Here is a 16,692-nt window from a genome sequence, read left to right as displayed (position 1 = left end):
GTTGGATGCGCCAGGCAATGCGATACTTGCGCATCTGCGAATTTGTCCTCCGACCACACCGACTCCCTCATCATGCCGAGCACACTCTCCCAACTGGCCGCCGACCTCAATGCCGGCCGCATCACTTCCTTGCAATTGACCGAACAAGCCCTGGCCCGCATCGCCGATCCGGCCGGCGAAGGCGCGCGCGTCTTCACCAGCGTCTACGCCGACCAGGCGCGCGCCGCTGCCCGCGCTTCCGATACCCTGCGCGCGGCCAAACTGTGCCGGTCGCCGCTGGAAGGTGTACCGGTCTCGGTCAAGGATCTGTTTGACGTGGCCGGCGAAACCACCTTGGCCGGTTCCGTGGTCCTGCGCGGCAAGCCCGCTGCCACCGCACATGCGGCCGTGGTGCAGAACCTGATGAAGGCCGGTGCCATCGTCATCGGCAAGACCAACATGACCGAGTTCGCCTACTCGGGTCTTGGCATCAATCCGCATTACGGTACGCCGCAGAACACCTGGGAGCGCAACGTGGAAGGCGGCCGCATTCCCGGAGGTTCTTCTTCCGGCGCGGCCATCTCGGTCACCGATGGCATGGCCTTTGCGGCGGTCGGGTCCGATACCGGCGGTTCCGTGCGCATCCCCTCGGCACTGAACGGCCTGACCGGATTCAAGCCCACGGCCTCGCGGGTGTCCATGCAAGGTGTACTGCCACTGTCCGCTTACCTGGACTCGATTGGCCCGCTGGCTGTATCGGTAGAGTGCTGCGCCATCATGGACGCTGTACTGGCCGGTGAAGCCTATGTGTCCGTAGTCGCCCACCCGCTGCGCGGCCTGCGCCTGCTGGCCCCGACCAATGTGGTGCTGGACGCCATGGACGAGACCGTCGGCAAGGCCTATCGCGCCGCGCTGGACAAACTCCGCGCCTCCGGGGCCGTCATCGTCGAAGCTGAGGTGCCGGCCTTCAACGCCCTGGCCGCCATCAACGCCAAGGGCGGCTTCACCGCTGCCGAAGCCTACGCCTGGCATCGCGCCCTGATCGCCGAGAACGCCGCCGGCTATGACCAGCGCGTGGTTTCGCGCATCCTGCGCGGCAAGGACATGAGCGCCGCCGACCTGCTCGACGTGCTGCACGCCCGCCCGCGCTGGATCGCCGAAGTGCAGGCGCAACTGGCCGGTTACGATGCGCTGGTGATGCCGACCGTACCCATCGTGGCGCCGCGTATTGCCGAGCTGCAAGCCAGCGACGATGCCTATTACGCCGCCAATGGCAAGATCCTGCGCAACCCGACGCTGATCAACTTCCTCGATGGCTGCGCCGTTTCCCTGCCCTGCCATGTGCCCGGCACTGCCCCGGTCGGACTGTCGCTGGCGGCGGCCGGCGGCGAGGACAAGCGCCTGTTGGCGATCGCCCTGGCGGTGGAAGGACTGCTGGCCGCCTGATCCGGAGATTTGCTCCCGTGACAAGGCTTGCGTGCGCGCAAGCCTTTTTTGTGCGCGCTTTTAGCCGCATTTACATGCTGTTACCGACAAGTCCTGCCCGGTAGGGAACATTCCGCCTTGCCAGACGCCGAATCCACGGAATTTTCATTAGAATGCGCTTTTGCAGCGCAAGATGGCCCCTTGGCGGGCTGCTGCGCTGGACGAACAGACAACAACCCTCCGGCATCAGCCACGACCACTCATCTGCATGGCAACCAAAAAAACAACCCCGTCCGATTACAGTGAATCATCGATCCGTGTCCTCAAGGGACTGGAGCCGGTCAAGCAGCGTCCGGGCATGTACACGCGCACCGAGAATCCGCTGCACATCCTCCAGGAAGTGATCGACAACGCCTCCGACGAAGCGCTGGGCGGCTACGGCAAGAGCATCATCGTCACCATCAACGCCGACGGCAGCGTCAGCGTGGAGGACGATGGCCGCGGCATCCCGGTCGGCCTGCACCCGGAAGAAAAGGTCCCCACCGTCGAGATCGTCTTCACCCGCCTGCATGCAGGCGGCAAGTTCGACAAGGGCTCCGGTGGCGCCTATGCCTTCTCGGGCGGCCTGCACGGCGTGGGCGTCTCGGTCACCAATGCGCTGGCCACGCGCCTGGAAATCACGGTCTGGCGCGAAGGCGGCGTGCACACGCTGGCCTTCTCGGGCGGCGACGTCATCGAGAAACTGCAGTCGCGCCCCGCCACCCGCGAGGACAAGAAGTCCGGCACCCGCGTGACCGTCTGGCCGGACGCCAAGTATTTCGACTCGGCCACCATTCCGCTGGGCGAGCTGCAGCGCCTGCTGCGTTCCAAGGCGGTGCTGCTGCCGGGCGTGAAGGTCACGCTGATCAACGCCAAAACCGGCGACACCCAGAACTGGCAGTACGATCAAGGCCTGCGCGGCTACCTGATGGAGCAACTGGCGCAGACCGGCAGCGGCGAAACATTGATCCCGCTGTTCGAAGGCGAACAGTTCGCCGGCAAGGATGCCGAAGGCTTCGCCGAGGGCGAAGGCGCATCCTGGGTGGTGGCCTGGACCGAGGAAGGTGCCGTGGTGCGGGAGTCCTACGTCAACCTGATCCCCACCTCCAACGGCGGCACCCACGAATCGGGCCTGCGCGAAGGCCTGTTCTCGGCGGTCAAGAGTTTTGCGGAAATGCATTCGCTGCTGCCCAAGGGCGTCAAACTCCTGGCCGAGGACGTGTTTGCGCGCGTCTCCTTCGTGCTCTCGGCCAAGGTGCTGGACCCGCAATTCCAGGGCCAGATCAAGGAACGACTGAACTCGCGCGATGCCGTGCGACTGGTCGCCGGTTACTCGCGTCCGGCGCTGGAGCTGTGGCTGAACCAGCACGTGGAATACGGCAAGAAGCTGGCCGAGCTGGTCATCAAGCAGGCCCAAAGCCGCCTGCGCTCGGCGCAAAAGGTCGAAAAGAAGAAATCTTCAGGCGTGGCCGTGCTGCCGGGCAAGCTGACCGATTGCGAATCCTCGGATGTAACGCGCAATGAAATTTTCCTGGTGGAGGGCGACTCCGCCGGCGGCTCCGCCAAGATGGGCCGCGACAAGGAATTCCAGGCCATCCTGCCCTTGCGCGGCAAGGTCCTGAACGCCTGGGAAACCGAGCGCGACCGCCTCTTCGCCAACAATGAAATCCACGATATCGCGGTGGCCATCGGCGTCGATCCGCATGGCATCAACGACACGCCCGATCTCTCCGGCCTGCGCTACGGCAAGATCTGCATCCTCTCGGACGCGGACGTGGACGGCTCGCACATCCAGGTGCTGCTGCTGACGCTGTTCTTCCGTCACTTCCCCAAGCTGATCGAGAACGGCCACATCTGCGTGGCGCGCCCGCCGCTCTATCGGGTCGATGCCCCTGCACGCGGCAAGAAGCCGGTGCAGAAGCTCTATGCGCTGGACGATGGCGAACTTGAAGCCATCGAAGACAAGCTGCGCAAGGATGGCCTGAAGGAAGGTGCCTGGAGCATTTCCCGCTTCAAAGGCCTGGGCGAGATGAATGCCGAGCAGCTGTGGGAAACCACCATGAACCCGGACACGCGCCGCCTGCTGCCGATCAGCTTCGGCGAGCCTGGCGTGCAGACCTCGGAAGAGCGCTTCAACATGCTCATGGGCAAGGGCGAAGCGGCCTCCCGTCGCGCCTGGATCGAAGAGCACGGCAACGAAGCCGAAGCGGACATCTGACATGCGCCGCCCCGCGTTCCTGCACACCAGCGCTCTCGCCTCCCTTTTGGGTGCGGCGGCGCTGCTCTGTGCCGGACCGGTACAGTCGCAGCAAGTGGTCCGGTACACCGATGCCGATGGTGTACAGCACATGCGGGTGGAAGCAGCGGACAGTGGCCGGGACAGTACCGGTACGGCTGCCGCTTCAAAGAAGTCCAAGACCATTGTGTACCGGTACACCGATGCCGATGGCGCGGTGCACTTCTATGCCCAGACCCTGGACGACCCGGACAAGCTCATGGCCAGCAGTGCATCGCTGCTCAACCATCCCGGCAGCAAGGAAGCGGTGACCCCGGCCGATCCGCCTTTCGTGCGGACCATGCTGGCTCATCGCGATGCGCGCAAGTACGACGACCTGCTCACCGAAGCGGCCGGCGAATTCGGCCTGGATGCGGCGCTGCTGAAGGCGGTGATGACGGCCGAATCCGGCTTCAATGCCACGGCCGTCTCGAGCAAAGGCGCGGTCGGCCTGATGCAGATCCTGCCCGACACCGCCGAGCGCTACGGCCTGCAGGGAGATCGCCGCAAGACGCTGCACCAGAAGCTGACCGATCCGAAAATCAACATCCGCCTGGCCGCGCGCTACCTGCGCGATCTGATGGCGATGTTCCCGCAGCACGTGGAACTGGCCATTGCCTCCTACAACGCCGGGGAAGGCGCGGTGCAGAAGTATGGCAACAAGATCCCGCCCTATCCCGAGACCCAGGGCTATGTGCGGCTGGTGTCGCGGTTCTATGAACTGTATCGGCCCGCCGGCGCGCTGCGCCTGGCCGCAGGCGAGCGCGGCAACGCCAATGCCAATGCCAGCGGCAATGCGCGCCTGAAGGTGACGCTGCCCCCGCGCGAGCCCGCCATCAACGATTAACCCAGTCAACACGAACACAACAAGACAAGCTCCATGACCGATCAACCGACCCTGTTTGACCAAGCCCCGGCTGCGCCCGATGGCGAATCGCTGACGCTGTCCACCTTCGCCGAACGCGCCTATCTCGATTACGCGATCTCGGTGGTCAAGGGCCGCGCCCTGCCTGATGTCGCCGACGGCCAGAAGCCGGTACAGCGCCGCATCCTCTACGCGATGAACGAACTGTCGCTGAACTCGGCGGCCAAGCCGCGCAAGTCCGCCGCCGTGGTCGGCGACGTGCTGGGCAAGCTGCACCCGCACGGCGACCAGTCGGTGTATGACGCGCTGGTGCGCATGGCGCAGGATTTCTCGCTGCGCTATCCTCTCATCGACGGCCACGGCAACTTCGGTTCGCGCGATGGCGATGGCGCAGCGGCGATGCGCTATACCGAAGCCCGTCTGACGCCCATCAGCAAACTGCTGCTCGATGAAATCGACATGGGCACGGTGGATTTCCAGCCCAACTACGATGGCTCCACCGAAGAGCCCCGCCTCCTGCCGGCGCGCCTGCCCTTCCTGCTGTTGAACGGTGCCTCCGGCATTGCCGTGGGCATGGCCACTGAAATCCCCTCGCACAACCTGACCGAAGTGGCCAAGGCCGCCGTGGCGATGATCCGCAATCCCAAGATCACGCACGCCGAGCTGATGGAACTGATCCCCGGCCCGGACTTCCCCGGTGGCGGCCAGATCATCACGCCGAAGTCGACCATCGCCGAGATGTACCAGAGCGGCCGTGGCAGCCTGAAGGTGCGAGCACGCTGGAAGATCGAAGACCTGGCGCGCGGCCAGTGGCAGGCGGTCATCACCGAACTGCCGCCGGGTGTTTCCTCGCAGCGCGTGCTGGAAGAAATCGAAGAACTGACCAACCCCAAGCTGAAGCTGGGCAAGAAGTCACTGACGCCTGAACAGCAGGCGCAGAAAGCGGCCATCCTGGGCCTGCTCGATGCGGTGCGCGACGAGTCCGGCCGCGAAGCGCCGGTGCGCCTGGTGTTCGAGCCCAAGTCCAAGAACCAGGACCAGACCGAGTTCATGAACACGCTGCTGGCGCAGACCTCGCTGGAGACCAGTGCCTCGCTGAACCTGGTGATGATCGGCGGCGATGGCCGTCCGCGCCAGAAGAACCTGACTGACATCCTCACCGAGTGGATCAGCTTCCGCTTCGAGACGGTGACGCGCCGCACGCAGTTCCGCATGCAGAAGGTCAACGACCGCATCCACATCCTGGAAGGCCGGGAAGCGGTGCTGTTGAACATCGACAAGGTCATCAAGATCATCCGCGAATCGGACGAACCGAAGCCGGCCCTGATGGACGCCTTCAAGCTCTCCGACCGCCAGGCCGAAGACATCCTGGAAATCCGCCTGCGCCAGTTGGCGCGACTGGAAGCCATCAAGATCCAGCAGGAGCTGGCCGAACTGCGCAACGAGAAGACCACGCTGCAGGACCTGCTGGACAATCCGTCCTCGATGAAGCGTCTGGTCATCAAGGAAATCGAAGGCGACGCCAAGACCTACGGCGATGCCCGCCGCACCATCATCGAAGAAGCCGAGCGCGCCACCTTCGAGCAGAAGGTGATCGATGAGCCGGTGACGGTGATCATTTCGCAGAAGGGCTGGGTGCGCGCGCGCACCGGCCATGGCCACGATGCGACGCAGTTCACCTTCAAGGCCGGTGACAGCCTGTATGGCGCGTTTGAATGCCGCACCGTGGACAACCTGCTGGCCTTCGGCTCCAACGGCCGGGTCTACACGATTGCGGTGAACGCGCTGCCCAATGCGCGCGGCGATGGTGTGCCTGTGACCACGCTGATCGAACTGGCCAGCGGCAGCAGCATCCAGCATTACTTTGCCGGTCCGGCCGATACCACGCTGTTGCTGGCCTCTGATGCGGCGGCTGGTTTCATTGCCAAGGCCTCCGACATGTTTGGCCGCGTCAAGGGCGGCAAGAGCTTCTTCACGCTCGATGAAGGTGCGCTGCCGCTGGCACCGACGCCGGTGGCGGCCGATGCCAGCGCCGTGGCCTGCGTGTCGGCCAATGGCCGCCTGCTGGTGTTTGGCCTCGATGAGATGAAGACGCTGTCTTCCGGTGGCCGTGGCGTGAATCTGATGGAACTGGAAAAGAACGAGAAGCTGGTCGCCGCCCAGGCCATCAGCCAGAAGGGTGTGGTGGTCCATGGCACCGGCAACATGAGCAAGCCCAAGGAGATTGCCTTGAGCGGCGAGAAGCTGCTGGCGCACGTGGGCAAGCGCGCACGCAAGGGCCGCGTGCTGGAATCGCGCATCAAGGCGACGGGGTTGCGTTCGCAGGGTTGATACCCGGTTTCTTTTTGCGGTGAAGTCGCCCCCTGCGCAGTTTGGCAGGGGGCGATTTTTTTGATGGCTTGCACAACTGATTGCTTCGTGGGCAAGGGGTGGTCGAAGCATTTCGAATGCGGGGTGGAGTTTTGGGTGTTGGCGTGGAAGAGCCAACGCCAGCTGGGGAGAATGCGCGCTCATTGTTGAAAGTGAGGAGCGTGCAAGATGAGAAACATCCCAGTGAAAGACAGAATCCCGGACAAATCCAAGAGCCTCGTGGCTCGATTACGCTACATCTTTCCCCACCGCGTCCATACATTTGCGGCCCACCGACCTCAGATGAGTGAGGCGTAATGGCACGTCCGATGAACTATCTCCTTGCAGCGGCCATAGTGCTGTTGCTCTCCTACGGCACCCTGCGCAAATACAGCACACTGATACGCCCACACTATCCACCTATCTCCATCGCCCTTAATCCTGCAGGCACGTGTGCTCTGACTGAATACAATTTCCGGGGAGGCGAGCGCTGGTACTGGACTGACCCATATCGCTGGTTCCTTCTGGCGTCCGGGGATGCGTTTTATACGATTACCGATCTGCGTACAGGCAAGATCATCCGGGACTCCACCACTCAAATCGTCCCCGGTCTGGAAGCCAACTCGCTGGTGGCGGTGGCCATGGGAGCCGACGTCTTCTATTGGTCTGCGGATGGCACCAAAGCAAATTTCCCGGGCGGCAGGGCCGAGGATTATTTTCACGAATGGACTGATATCAAGGAGTGCGCCGGCGAGAGAGCTGAATCAGAGTATGCCAACCTGACTTGCGACGTCGACACTGCCTCGCCGCGCTGTAAGGCTTTAAGAGACGCGCTTTGAAAATGAAGAGTTGCTTTGCGCTTCCATTTCTAAGCCTCGTGGGCATTGCAGGCGGAACTGCAGCGGGAGCGCTCAATACCGCCTTCATTACGAATTGCGGAGAAAGTTGCCCGGACGACCCGCTGCTGTGGGCGCTGGGATGTTCCATCACATTTCCCCTTATCGGCCATCTTCTGCTCAAAAAGACACGGCAAACGGTCGCCAATACCATGCTGGTTGCCGTGGCACTGGCAGCCACCGTCCTGCTACCGGCCCTCGCGATGTATGCCTGCAGCCTTCATGAGAAATATTGGAGACTGCATGGCAAGCAGGTTTTCCCGGATATCGAATACAGCCTCATGGTGATTTCAGAGGACCCACTCCCCGCACTGGGCATCGCCGAGGCTGAACGCTGTGTCATCAACAATGACCTGCGTTGTAGCGAAAAACCGCAAGTGATTCCAGCCCTGTGCCAAAGCGGATTCGTATCACTGCCACGGAAACATTGGTCTTCTTTCAAGCGACTCCCGAACGAAGATCTGCAAGGCCCCGCGCCTGCCAATGATGACCGGAAATATTATTTAAATGATTTATGCCAGCAACAGGCGACATCAGTGAGTCAACCATGAACAAGATCAAGGCTGCGGTTTCTCACCACGAGCGTGAAATCGCCGAACTGCGCGCGAACCCTGTACTGGCCATCGAGTACCTGAAGGCCGCTGTGGAGTCACTGGACAGTCCGGATGACCTCCCTGCCGCGTTGCTGGCACTGCGCGCCATCAGTAAAGCGTATGGTGATGGCGGCACCTGAAACCGCGTCACCCAATCGCCACCGACACCCGATACACCAACACCCCCAGCAATCCAAACGCCCCCGCCAGCATGCAATAAGGTGCCCAGCGTTGCGCGCGCTGGCCGTAGCCGATCAGCAGCAGCGCAATGCTGATGAGCGGTATCCAGGTAGAGGGGCTGTTGAAGTCCATGGTGATTGCTCCCGGTTGATTGCATCGCTAGTCATGTGGGCAGCGCAGTTGCGCGCGCCCTCCTCCATCACGCCATCTGGCTGATGGTCTTTCTGAACCGGCCCAGTGCAGCTACAAACAGGACCAGGCCAATTGCCAGGATGGCCAGCAGTTGCGGCCAGATCACTTCCAGGCCAGCGCCCCGGTACAGTATGGCTTGCCCCGCCGCGACAAAATGTGTCGTCGGGGCAGCCAGCATGATGTCCTGTACCGGTACAGGCATGCTCTCGCGCGGCGTGGAGCCGCCCGACAGCAATTGCAGCGGCAACAGCACCAGTACGGTGAGCATCCCGAACTGCGGCATCGAACGTGCCAGCGTGGCCATGAAGATGCCCATCGAGGTAGTGGCAAACAGATGCAGCACCGTCACCAGCATGAACAGCGCCAGCGAGCCCTCGATGGGCACCTGCAAGGCGCCCCGCACGATCAGCAGCAAAGACATCAAGGCCGCCAGTGCCACGACCGAGCCCATCGCCCACACCTTGGCCAGCATGATCTCGGCCGGACTCACCGGCATCACCAGCAGGTGTTCGATGGTGCCGTGCTCGCGCTCGCGGATGAGTGCCGCCCCCGTCAGGATGATGGAGAGCATGGTGACGTTGTTGATGATCTCCATGAGCGAACCGAACCAGGATTGCTCCAGGTTGGGATTGAAGCGCATGCGCAAGGCCAGTCCCACCGGCGCATCGCCTGCGGCCTCGCTACGCCGCACGAATTGCGTGACCTCGTTGCTGACCATCTGCTGGATGTAGCTGTTGCCGGTGAAAGCCTGGCTCATGCGCGTGGCATCCACGTTCAGCTGGACCGCCGGCGCGCGTCCGGCCAGCACGTCACGCTGGAAATCCGCCGGGATGTCCAAGACGAAGGTGTAGTCTCCTGCATCGAGCCCGGCATCGGCCTCGCGCGCCGTCACCAGCCGGGCCACCTTGAAATGCGGGGGATAGAACAAGGACGCAATGCGTGCCGACAGCGGCGAGCCATCGTTGTCGACGATGGCGATGGCGGCATTGTGCAGGCTCTCCGGCATGGCCGTGGCGGCGACATAGATGGAGAGCGTGAAGGTGTAGGCGATCAGCACCAGCATGGCCGGATCGCGCAGCAGGCTCCACAGCTCCTTGACGCCGAGACGAAAAATGTTGGACAGGCTGGCAGGCGCGCGGCGCATCTCATTGCTCCTGCTTCTTCAGCAGCCACACCGACAACCCCAGGATCACGGGGGCCGCCAGCACCAGCGGCCAGAACGAGGCGCCCAGGTCACCCACCGCCAGCGCCTTGCTGAACACGCCACGGCTGATGGTGAGGAAATGCGTGGCCGGATAGACCTGTCCGATCAGCGCACCCATGCCTTCGAGCGAAGAGACCGGATTCAACAGTCCGGCGAACTGCACGCACGGAATGATGGTGCCGATCATGGTCACGAAGAGGGCCGCAATCTGGCTGCGCGTAAAGGTCGAGGCAAGCAGCCCGAAGCCGGTCGAGCAGATGATGAACACCAGCGCTGCCAGCGTCAGCGTGAAGAGACTGCCCTTGATCGGCACCCCGAACACGGTCACGGCCAGCAGGGTCAACATGGCGAAATTGAGCATGCCCAGCACCAGATACGGCAGCTGCTTGCCCAGCAGGAATTCAGTGCGCGTAACCGGCGTGACGTAGAGGTTGAGGATGGAGCCCAGCTCCTTCTCGCGCACCACCGACAGCGCCGTCAGCATGGCAGGGATCATCATCAGCAGCAGCGGGATGATGGCCGGCACCATGGCCGGGAGGCTCTTGACGTCAGGGTTGTAGCGATAGCGCGTCTCGATGGTGGCCGGCTGCGCCAGGCGCTGGCCCAGCCGGTGCGTAGCCATGTCGGCCAGCCACAGCTGATGCATGCCCTGCACATAGCCGCGCACGGTCTCGGCGCGCGTGGGCATGGCACCATCGACCCAGGCCCCTACTTCCACCGGCTTGCCGCGTGCGATGTCACGGGCGAAGCCGGGCGGGATTTCAATGGCCAGGGAGATCTCGCCGCTGCGCATGCGGCGGTCCAGGTCCTGGTAATCGCGGATGGGCGGCTGCTCGATGAAGTAGCGCGAACCCGACAGGTTCAGCGCATAGTTCTGGCTCAGGCCGGTCTGGTCGCGGTCGAGTACGGCATAGCTGAGGTTTTCCACGTCGAGGTTGATGCCATAGCCGATGATGAACATCAGGATCACCGTGCCCAGCAAGGCCAGGGTGGCGCGCACCGGGTCGCGCCGCAGTTCCAGGCTTTCGCGCTGGCTGTAGCTGAGGGCGCGGCCCAGGCTGGTGCGCAGGCGGCCATCGCCAGCTGGCGCGGGGTTCCGGGCCGATGTGACTTTTACTTCAGGCGCAGACGGCATTGCGCCCTTCCCGGCCGCTTCTTCCAGGTACCCAATGAAGGCTTGTTCCAAAGTAGCCGACCCGCGCTGGCGGATCAGTTCCTCCGGCGTGGCGCTGACCAGCACGCGCCCGGCGTGCATGAGCGAAATGCGGTCGCAGCGCTGGGCCTCGTTCATGAAATGGGTGGAGATGAAAATCGTCACCTGGTCGCGCCGCGCGAGATCGATCATCAATTGCCAGAACAGGTCGCGCGCGATCGGGTCCACGCCCGAAGTCGGTTCATCCAGGATCAGCAGCTCCGGCTTGTGCACCATCGCCACGGCCAGCGAGAGCCGCTGGCGGATGCCCAGCGGCAGGCTTTCGGGCAGGCTGTCCATCACCTCCTGCAGGCCGAAGCGCTGCGCCATCTCGTCGGTGCGCGCCGCGATCTGCTCCTGCGGCACGCGATACAGCCGCGCATGCAGCACCAGGTTCTGGCGCACGCTCAATTCGCCATACAGCGAAAAGGCCTGCGACATGTAGCCCACACGCGCCCGCGTAGCCATGTCGTGCGGATCGACGGCTTGGCCGAACAGCCAGGCCTGGCCTTCGCTGGCAGGCAGGAGGCCGGTCAGCATTTTCATGGTGGTGGATTTGCCGCAGCCGTTGGAGCCCAGGAATCCGAAGATCTCGCCGCGCCGGATGCGGAAGTCCACATGGTCCACCGCCACGAAATCGCCGAAGCGCATGGTCAGTCCGCGCGCTTCGATGGCGATCTCGGCTTGCCGCGCCGGGTCCAGCGGTGTCACCTGCACGGGCTGGTGGCCGCGCCGTTTATCGGGTGGCAGCAAGGCGATGAAGGCCTCTTCCAGTGCCGCCGTGCCGGTGCGCGCATGCAGCTCGGCAGGCGTGCCGGTGGCCAGGATCTGGCCGTCATCCATGGCCACCAGGAAATCGAAGCGGTCGGCTTCTTCCATGTAGGCCGTCGCCACGATGACGCTCATGCCGGGCCGCTGCTGGCGTATATGCGCGATGAGGTCCCAGAACTGCGCACGCGAGAGCGGATCGACGCCGGTGGTGGGCTCGTCCAGGATCAGCAGGTCAGGGTCGTGGATCAGCGAACAGCACAACCCCAGCTTCTGCTTCATGCCGCCGGAGAGCTTGCCCGCCGGCCGCGCCAGGAAAGGCGACAGGCCGGTGCCGGCGGTGAGCGTATCGATGCGCTGGCGACGCTCCTGCGCGGACTGGCCGAAGAGTCGGCCAAAGAATTGCAGGTTCTCCTCCACCGACAGCGTCGGATACAGATTCTTGCCCAGACCCTGCGGCATGTAGGCAATGCGCGGGCAGACCGCTTCACGATGTGCGGCGCGGCGCATGTCGCCACCGAGGACCTCCACGTCCCCTTCCTGCAGGGCGCGTGCACCGGCCACCAGCGAGAGCAGGCTGGATTTGCCCACGCCATCGGGCCCGATCAGGCCGACCATGCAGCCGGCCGGAATCTCCAGCGAGATCGCCTGCAAGGCCGGCTTCTGGCCATAGCGCAGCGACACGCCCGACAGGCGCGCCACCAGGCTCTGGCCAAGGCTCTCTGTCATTGCGGGACCTTCACCGCCAGCGTGGCGGGCCAGTCACGCGCATTGTCGGTCCGCACCCAGGCCACGCCGGGCAAGCCGGTCTTGACCAGGGTCAGGTGCTGGCGCAGCAGCGCCGGATCGATCTGCGCCTTGACGCGAAACATCAGCTTCTGCCGCTCGCTGGCGGTCTCTACCGTCTTGGGCGTGAACTGCGCGGTACTGGCCACGAACGAAATACGCGCCGGGATCACGTATTGCGGGGCGGCGTCCAGCACGATGCGTGCCTCGCCACCCAGCGCCAGCTTGCCGGCGACGGTCTCGGGAACGAAGAAGGTCATGTAGACATCGCTCAAGTCCACCAGGTTGAGCAGCTTGCCGCCCCCGCCCAGCACTTCACCCGGCTGAGCGATGCGGTATTGCACGCGTCCGGCGCGCGGGGCCACGAGCGTGCTGTCGTCGATGTCGACCTTGATGCGCTGGACCGTGGCCACAGCAGCGGTGACCGTGGCGCGCGCGCCGCTGACCTGGGTGCGGGCGGCAGCGACGGCAGCCTGGGCGGCGGTCACTTGTGCCTTGGCGGCGGTGACGGCCGCTTCCATGCTGAGCACGCGGGCACGGTCATCGTCCACTTCCTGCAGCGAGGAGGCGCCTTCCTTGACCAGCACCTCCGAGCGCGCCAGGCGGCGCCGTGCCGCATCCAGCTCGCTGGCGCGCTGCGCGGCCTGGGCCAGCGCGGCCTGATGATCGCTCTCGCGCACGGCCACCTGGGCCTCGGCACTGGCCACGGCCGAGACCGATTGCTGCTGGCGCGCCTGGGCCTCGTCGCGCTGGGCTTCCAGCGAGAGTACCTGCATGCGGGCCAGCGGCTGGCCGGCTGCGACGAAGTCGCCTTCATTGACGAGGATGGCATCGACCCGGCCACCCAGCTTGGTGGCCACATCCACTTCGGTGGCTTCGATGCGGCCGTTGCCGCTGGCGAATCCCTCGCCGGGGCCGCTGTGATGCAGGCGCAGCCAGGCATAGGCCGCACCGCCGGCGAGGAGCACGGCCAGCGCGGCGGCCAGCAGGGGTTTCTTGGCGTGAGGGAGCGTCATGGTCGGGGTCCGGAAGAAAGGGGGAAAGCCGCAGGCGCATTGCTGTCGCCACCCAGCGCCGCATACAGCGCCACCGACGAGGACAGCAGCGCACGCCGGATCTGCACCCGCTGCTGGCGTGCGCTGAGCAGGTCGCGCTGGGCATCGAGCACGTCGAGGAAAGGCGCAGCGCCGTTGTCATAGCGCAGCGTGGACAGGCGCGCCCGCTCGGTCTGCACTTGCACAGCCGTCTCGGCAATGGCCAGCTGGCGGGTCAGCCACTGGCGCGCGGCCAGCGCATCGGCGACGTCGCGGAAGGCGGACTGGATGGTTTTTTCGTAATTGGCCACGGCCAGGTCGCGCCGCACTTCGGCCAGGTTCAGGTTGTTGCGCAGGCGGCCTGCCGTGAAGATCGGCAGCGACAGGCTGGGCGAGAAACTCCAGGCATGGCTGCCATCGCGGAACAATCCGCTCAGTTCAGCGCTGGCCGTGCCAAGGTTGCCTGTGAGCGAAATGCCGGGAAAGAAGGCCGCGCGTGCCGCACCAATGTTGGCATTGGCCGCTTGCAGGCGATGTTCGGCAGCGGCCACGTCGGGGCGGCGGGTCAGCAGCAGCGAGGGCGTGCCGGGCGGCAGCTCCGGGAACGCAGACTCCAGTGCCGGCCGCGCCTGGCCGACTGGCAGCTCCAGCGGCGAACCGACCAGCAGCGTGAGTGCATTCAGACGTTGTGCGCGTTGCTGCTCCAGCTGTGCGCCCAAGGCCTGGGCTTGCGTGAGCAGGGTTTCGATCTGGGTCAGGTTCAGACGCGAGGTGGCCCCGACCTCGACCCGGCGCGCAAAGATGCGATAGCTCTCCTGGCGGCTGGCGATGGTATCGCGGGCAATGGCCAGGCGTTCGTCGATCTCGGCCAGCTCCAGCCAGGCATCGGCCACCTGGGCCACCAGGCTCAGGGCCGCGGCACGGCGGGTGGCTTCGCTGGCCAACGCGGTTTGCAGCGCGGCGTCATCCAGGCTGCGCAGGCGGCCCCACAGGTCCAGCTCCCAGGTGCTCAGGCCCACGCCGGCCTGATAGGCGCTGCCGACCAGCGGGCGTCCGGTCAGGTTGAGGTCGGCCGGAGTGCGCGAGCGATCCAGGCCTGCCTGTGCGCCAACGGTGGGAAACAGGTCGGCGCGCTGGATGCCGTAGAGCGCCCTCGCCTCCTCGACCCGCAAGGCCGCTGCCCGCAGGTCGCGGTTGTTGGCCAGAGCCTGGGTAATGAGGGCTTGCAGTTGCGGATCGCGGAACCAGGCTTGCCAGCCGAGTGCCGGTGCGGCTTCACCCGCGCCATCGGCCTGCTGCGGATAGTGCGCCGCCACCGGTGCAGCGGGCCGCTGGTAATCCGGCGCCATCGACTGGCAGGCCACCAGCAGGAGCGGCAAGGCAGCCAGCAAGGGACGGATTCGCAGAGAGGGTTCGCACATCGTGATTCTCGGCATCGGCAGGAAATGGAGCGACGGAAAGCTTCGTCAAAAGCTTCATCTGGAGTGACCACATTATGAAGAGCCCTGCTGGAAACCCGATTGATGTACGTCAGGTTACTGACTGATGAGTCGGTAATTTATGAAGGATGTGACGAGGGGAGGCCTGAGGGAAGGCGTCTGCGGGGGGAAGTGCAAAAAGTGCGAAAAATGCGGAAAGACGCGCCGGGCAGCGTGCTTTATTGCGCCACGCCGACCTGGTCGACGTAATGGCGCACTTCGGCGGCAACGGCGGTGAACAAGCTCTGCAATTCGGGCAGCTGCGGCTGGGCGCTTTGGGGCGGTTCGGCGCGGGACTGGGTTTCCACGCTCTTGAGCAGTTCGGTCAGCACGCCGGCCCCGACCAGGGCGGTCATACTTTTGAGGCTGTGTGCCTCGCGTTTGACCTGGGCTGCGTCATCGGCGCGGATGGCTTGCGCCAGCCGGTCGAAGGTGGCGGGGGCGCTCTGGGCGAAGGTGCCGAACATGTGGCGGCAGGCAGCGGCATCGCCACCCATGGCATCGAGCAAGGGTTCGGGGTTGATGTGCTGGTATCGGTGGTCGTTCACGCGTTTCTCCCTGTGGCCGACGCAATATACGCAAGATATTGCTCCTGTGCCAATTTGTTTTGAGCAGCTGGTCCGACGTACGGGCGTGCCGGGTCGTGAGCGGTGACTGAAGTACGGTGAAGTGTGTAACGTAACCAAGCAGGTAACTGTCGTCAATCACAACCGTGGTGACGCACGCAAAAAACCGCCCGGTGAGACGGGCGGTTGATGGAAGTGCGGCCCTGCAGACGAAGGCCGCACCCTGCTGCAGTGAAGCGATCAGGCAGCGCGTTCCAGGCGCTGGACGTTGCTGTCCTCGGCGGCACCGATTTCGATCTTGCGCGGCTTCAGCGCTTCGGGGATTTCACGGACCAGCTCGATGTTGAGCAGGCCGTTTTCCAGATTGGCACCGACCACCTTGATGTGGTTGGCCAGCTGGAAGCGCTGTTCGAAGTCACGGGCGGCGATGCCACGGTGCAGGAAGTTGACCTGCTTGTCTTCCTTCTGCTTGCGGCCGGTGATCTTGAGGGTTTCGTTTTCGGTCTCGATGTCGATTTCGCTGCGGGCGAAACCGGCCACGGCCATGGTGATCCGGTATTTGTCCTCGGCCACCAGTTCAATGTTGTACGGCGGATAGCTGGGCTGATCAGCGCGCTGGGCGTTGTCGAACATCTGGGCCAGGCGATCGAAGCCGATAGCGGTACGGTACAGGGGGGAGAGATCAAAAGTACGCATAAAAATATCCTTTCAGTTAAGCGATGTTTTCGTCGCAGACCTCAACGTCGAGCATCTGCTGGTACCGATCTAGGGATGGGGATTTTGGTTTTCAAGGGATTTTTTAGAAAAAATTTGAAGGTCCTACTCCCCCATGCCGTGCGCTTTTTCCTTAATGCAACCCTTCCCCGCTTTG

General features: G+C 64.0%; 14 protein-coding genes. 7 read left to right on the top strand and 7 right to left on the bottom strand.

Annotated elements, in window-relative coordinates; translation table 11 throughout:
• Positions 1-72: 72 nt before the first annotated feature.
• From JOD78_RS17300 to JOD78_RS17270, 7 genes are all read left to right on the top strand, one after another.
• A complete protein-coding gene (locus JOD78_RS17300) occupies positions 73-1,425 on the top strand; it encodes an amidase (RefSeq protein WP_209568353.1) in 1,353 nt (450 codons plus the stop codon).
• Positions 1,426-1,672: 247 nt separating this feature from the next.
• Entirely contained in the window at positions 1,673-3,661 is a 1,989-nt protein-coding gene (locus JOD78_RS17295; protein ID WP_121039329.1) for a DNA topoisomerase IV subunit B, read from the top strand.
• Position 3,662: 1 nt separating this feature from the next.
• On the top strand, positions 3,663-4,565 hold the full coding sequence (locus JOD78_RS17290; RefSeq protein WP_121039326.1) for a lytic transglycosylase domain-containing protein: 903 nt from the start codon (positions 3,663-3,665) through the stop codon (positions 4,563-4,565).
• A 33-nt stretch (positions 4,566-4,598) separates the two neighbouring features.
• Positions 4,599-6,914 (top strand): DNA topoisomerase IV subunit A, encoded by a 2,316-nt coding sequence (gene parC / locus JOD78_RS17285; protein ID WP_209568355.1) that lies wholly within the window; start codon positions 4,599-4,601, stop codon positions 6,912-6,914.
• A gap of 347 nt (positions 6,915-7,261) precedes the next feature.
• Positions 7,262-7,771: a hypothetical protein gene (locus tag JOD78_RS17280; protein WP_134040164.1), complete on the top strand. Its 510-nt coding sequence runs from the start codon at positions 7,262-7,264 to the stop codon at positions 7,769-7,771.
• Positions 7,768-8,379: a hypothetical protein gene (locus JOD78_RS17275; RefSeq protein WP_134040162.1), complete on the top strand. Its 612-nt coding sequence runs from the start codon at positions 7,768-7,770 to the stop codon at positions 8,377-8,379. The genes JOD78_RS17280 and JOD78_RS17275 overlap by 4 nt, the downstream gene beginning before the upstream one ends.
• On the top strand, positions 8,376-8,561 hold the full coding sequence (locus tag JOD78_RS17270; RefSeq protein WP_199725013.1) for a hypothetical protein: 186 nt from the start codon (positions 8,376-8,378) through the stop codon (positions 8,559-8,561). The genes JOD78_RS17275 and JOD78_RS17270 overlap by 4 nt, the downstream gene beginning before the upstream one ends.
• 7 nt (positions 8,562-8,568) lie before the next feature.
• Here the strand turns inward: JOD78_RS17270 and JOD78_RS17265 are convergent, their stop codons facing one another.
• The 7 genes from JOD78_RS17265 to JOD78_RS17235 form a co-directional block, all read right to left on the bottom strand.
• Positions 8,569-8,733: a hypothetical protein gene (locus tag JOD78_RS17265; protein ID WP_157845743.1), complete on the bottom strand. Its 165-nt coding sequence runs from the start codon at positions 8,731-8,733 to the stop codon at positions 8,569-8,571.
• A 67-nt stretch (positions 8,734-8,800) separates the two neighbouring features.
• The gene (locus tag JOD78_RS17260; RefSeq protein WP_121039314.1) at positions 8,801-9,937 is read right to left on the bottom strand and encodes an ABC transporter permease; all 1,137 of its coding nucleotides are present in this window, start codon (positions 9,935-9,937) and stop codon (positions 8,801-8,803) included.
• A 1-nt stretch (position 9,938) separates the two neighbouring features.
• On the bottom strand, positions 9,939-12,686 hold the full coding sequence (gene rbbA / locus JOD78_RS17255; RefSeq protein WP_121039311.1) for a ribosome-associated ATPase/putative transporter RbbA: 2,748 nt from the start codon (positions 12,684-12,686) through the stop codon (positions 9,939-9,941).
• On the bottom strand, positions 12,683-13,759 hold the full coding sequence (locus JOD78_RS17250) for an efflux RND transporter periplasmic adaptor subunit (protein WP_121039308.1): 1,077 nt from the start codon (positions 13,757-13,759) through the stop codon (positions 12,683-12,685). Before JOD78_RS17250 ends, rbbA begins: the two co-directional genes overlap by 4 nt.
• Positions 13,756-15,198 (bottom strand): efflux transporter outer membrane subunit, encoded by a 1,443-nt coding sequence (locus JOD78_RS17245; RefSeq protein ID WP_199725012.1) that lies wholly within the window; start codon positions 15,196-15,198, stop codon positions 13,756-13,758. Before JOD78_RS17245 ends, JOD78_RS17250 begins: the two co-directional genes overlap by 4 nt.
• Before the next feature lie 236 nt (positions 15,199-15,434).
• Positions 15,435-15,803, bottom strand: a complete 369-nt coding sequence (locus tag JOD78_RS17240; RefSeq protein WP_134222026.1) for an Hpt domain-containing protein — start codon at positions 15,801-15,803, stop codon at positions 15,435-15,437.
• Positions 15,804-16,061: 258 nt separating this feature from the next.
• A complete protein-coding gene (locus tag JOD78_RS17235) occupies positions 16,062-16,517 on the bottom strand; it encodes an Hsp20 family protein (RefSeq protein WP_034336500.1) in 456 nt (151 codons plus the stop codon).
• Positions 16,518-16,692 lie beyond the last annotated feature (175 nt).

Origin of the sequence: Herbaspirillum sp. 1130 (assembly GCF_017833835.1) — a bacterium.
GTDB classification, from domain to species: Bacteria; Pseudomonadota; Gammaproteobacteria; order Burkholderiales; family Burkholderiaceae_D; genus Herbaspirillum; species Herbaspirillum huttiense.
The sequence above is the reverse complement of the archived record's forward strand: the minus strand, read 5'-3'. Positions and strand labels throughout refer to the sequence as shown.

Excerpts from the sequence above, each read along its gene's own strand:
- JOD78_RS17235 (WP_034336500.1), bottom strand. The coding sequence starts at position 16,517 with ATGCGTACTTTTGATCTCTCCCCCCTGTACCGTACCGCTATCGGCTTC.
- JOD78_RS17265 (WP_157845743.1), bottom strand. The coding sequence starts at position 8,733 with ATGGACTTCAACAGCCCCTCTACCTGGATACCGCTCATCAGCATTGCG.
- JOD78_RS17295 (WP_121039329.1), top strand. The coding sequence starts at position 1,673 with ATGGCAACCAAAAAAACAACCCCGTCCGATTACAGTGAATCATCGATC.
- JOD78_RS17245 (WP_199725012.1), bottom strand. The coding sequence starts at position 15,198 with ATGTGCGAACCCTCTCTGCGAATCCGTCCCTTGCTGGCTGCCTTGCCG.
- JOD78_RS17300 (WP_209568353.1), top strand. The coding sequence starts at position 73 with ATGCCGAGCACACTCTCCCAACTGGCCGCCGACCTCAATGCCGGCCGC.
- rbbA (WP_121039311.1), bottom strand. The coding sequence starts at position 12,686 with ATGACAGAGAGCCTTGGCCAGAGCCTGGTGGCGCGCCTGTCGGGCGTG.
- JOD78_RS17260 (WP_121039314.1), bottom strand. The coding sequence starts at position 9,937 with ATGCGCCGCGCGCCTGCCAGCCTGTCCAACATTTTTCGTCTCGGCGTC.
- JOD78_RS17290 (WP_121039326.1), top strand. The coding sequence starts at position 3,663 with ATGCGCCGCCCCGCGTTCCTGCACACCAGCGCTCTCGCCTCCCTTTTG.
- JOD78_RS17270 (WP_199725013.1), top strand. The coding sequence starts at position 8,376 with ATGAACAAGATCAAGGCTGCGGTTTCTCACCACGAGCGTGAAATCGCC.
- JOD78_RS17250 (WP_121039308.1), bottom strand. The coding sequence starts at position 13,759 with ATGACGCTCCCTCACGCCAAGAAACCCCTGCTGGCCGCCGCGCTGGCC.
- JOD78_RS17280 (WP_134040164.1), top strand. The coding sequence starts at position 7,262 with ATGAACTATCTCCTTGCAGCGGCCATAGTGCTGTTGCTCTCCTACGGC.
- parC (WP_209568355.1), top strand. The coding sequence starts at position 4,599 with ATGACCGATCAACCGACCCTGTTTGACCAAGCCCCGGCTGCGCCCGAT.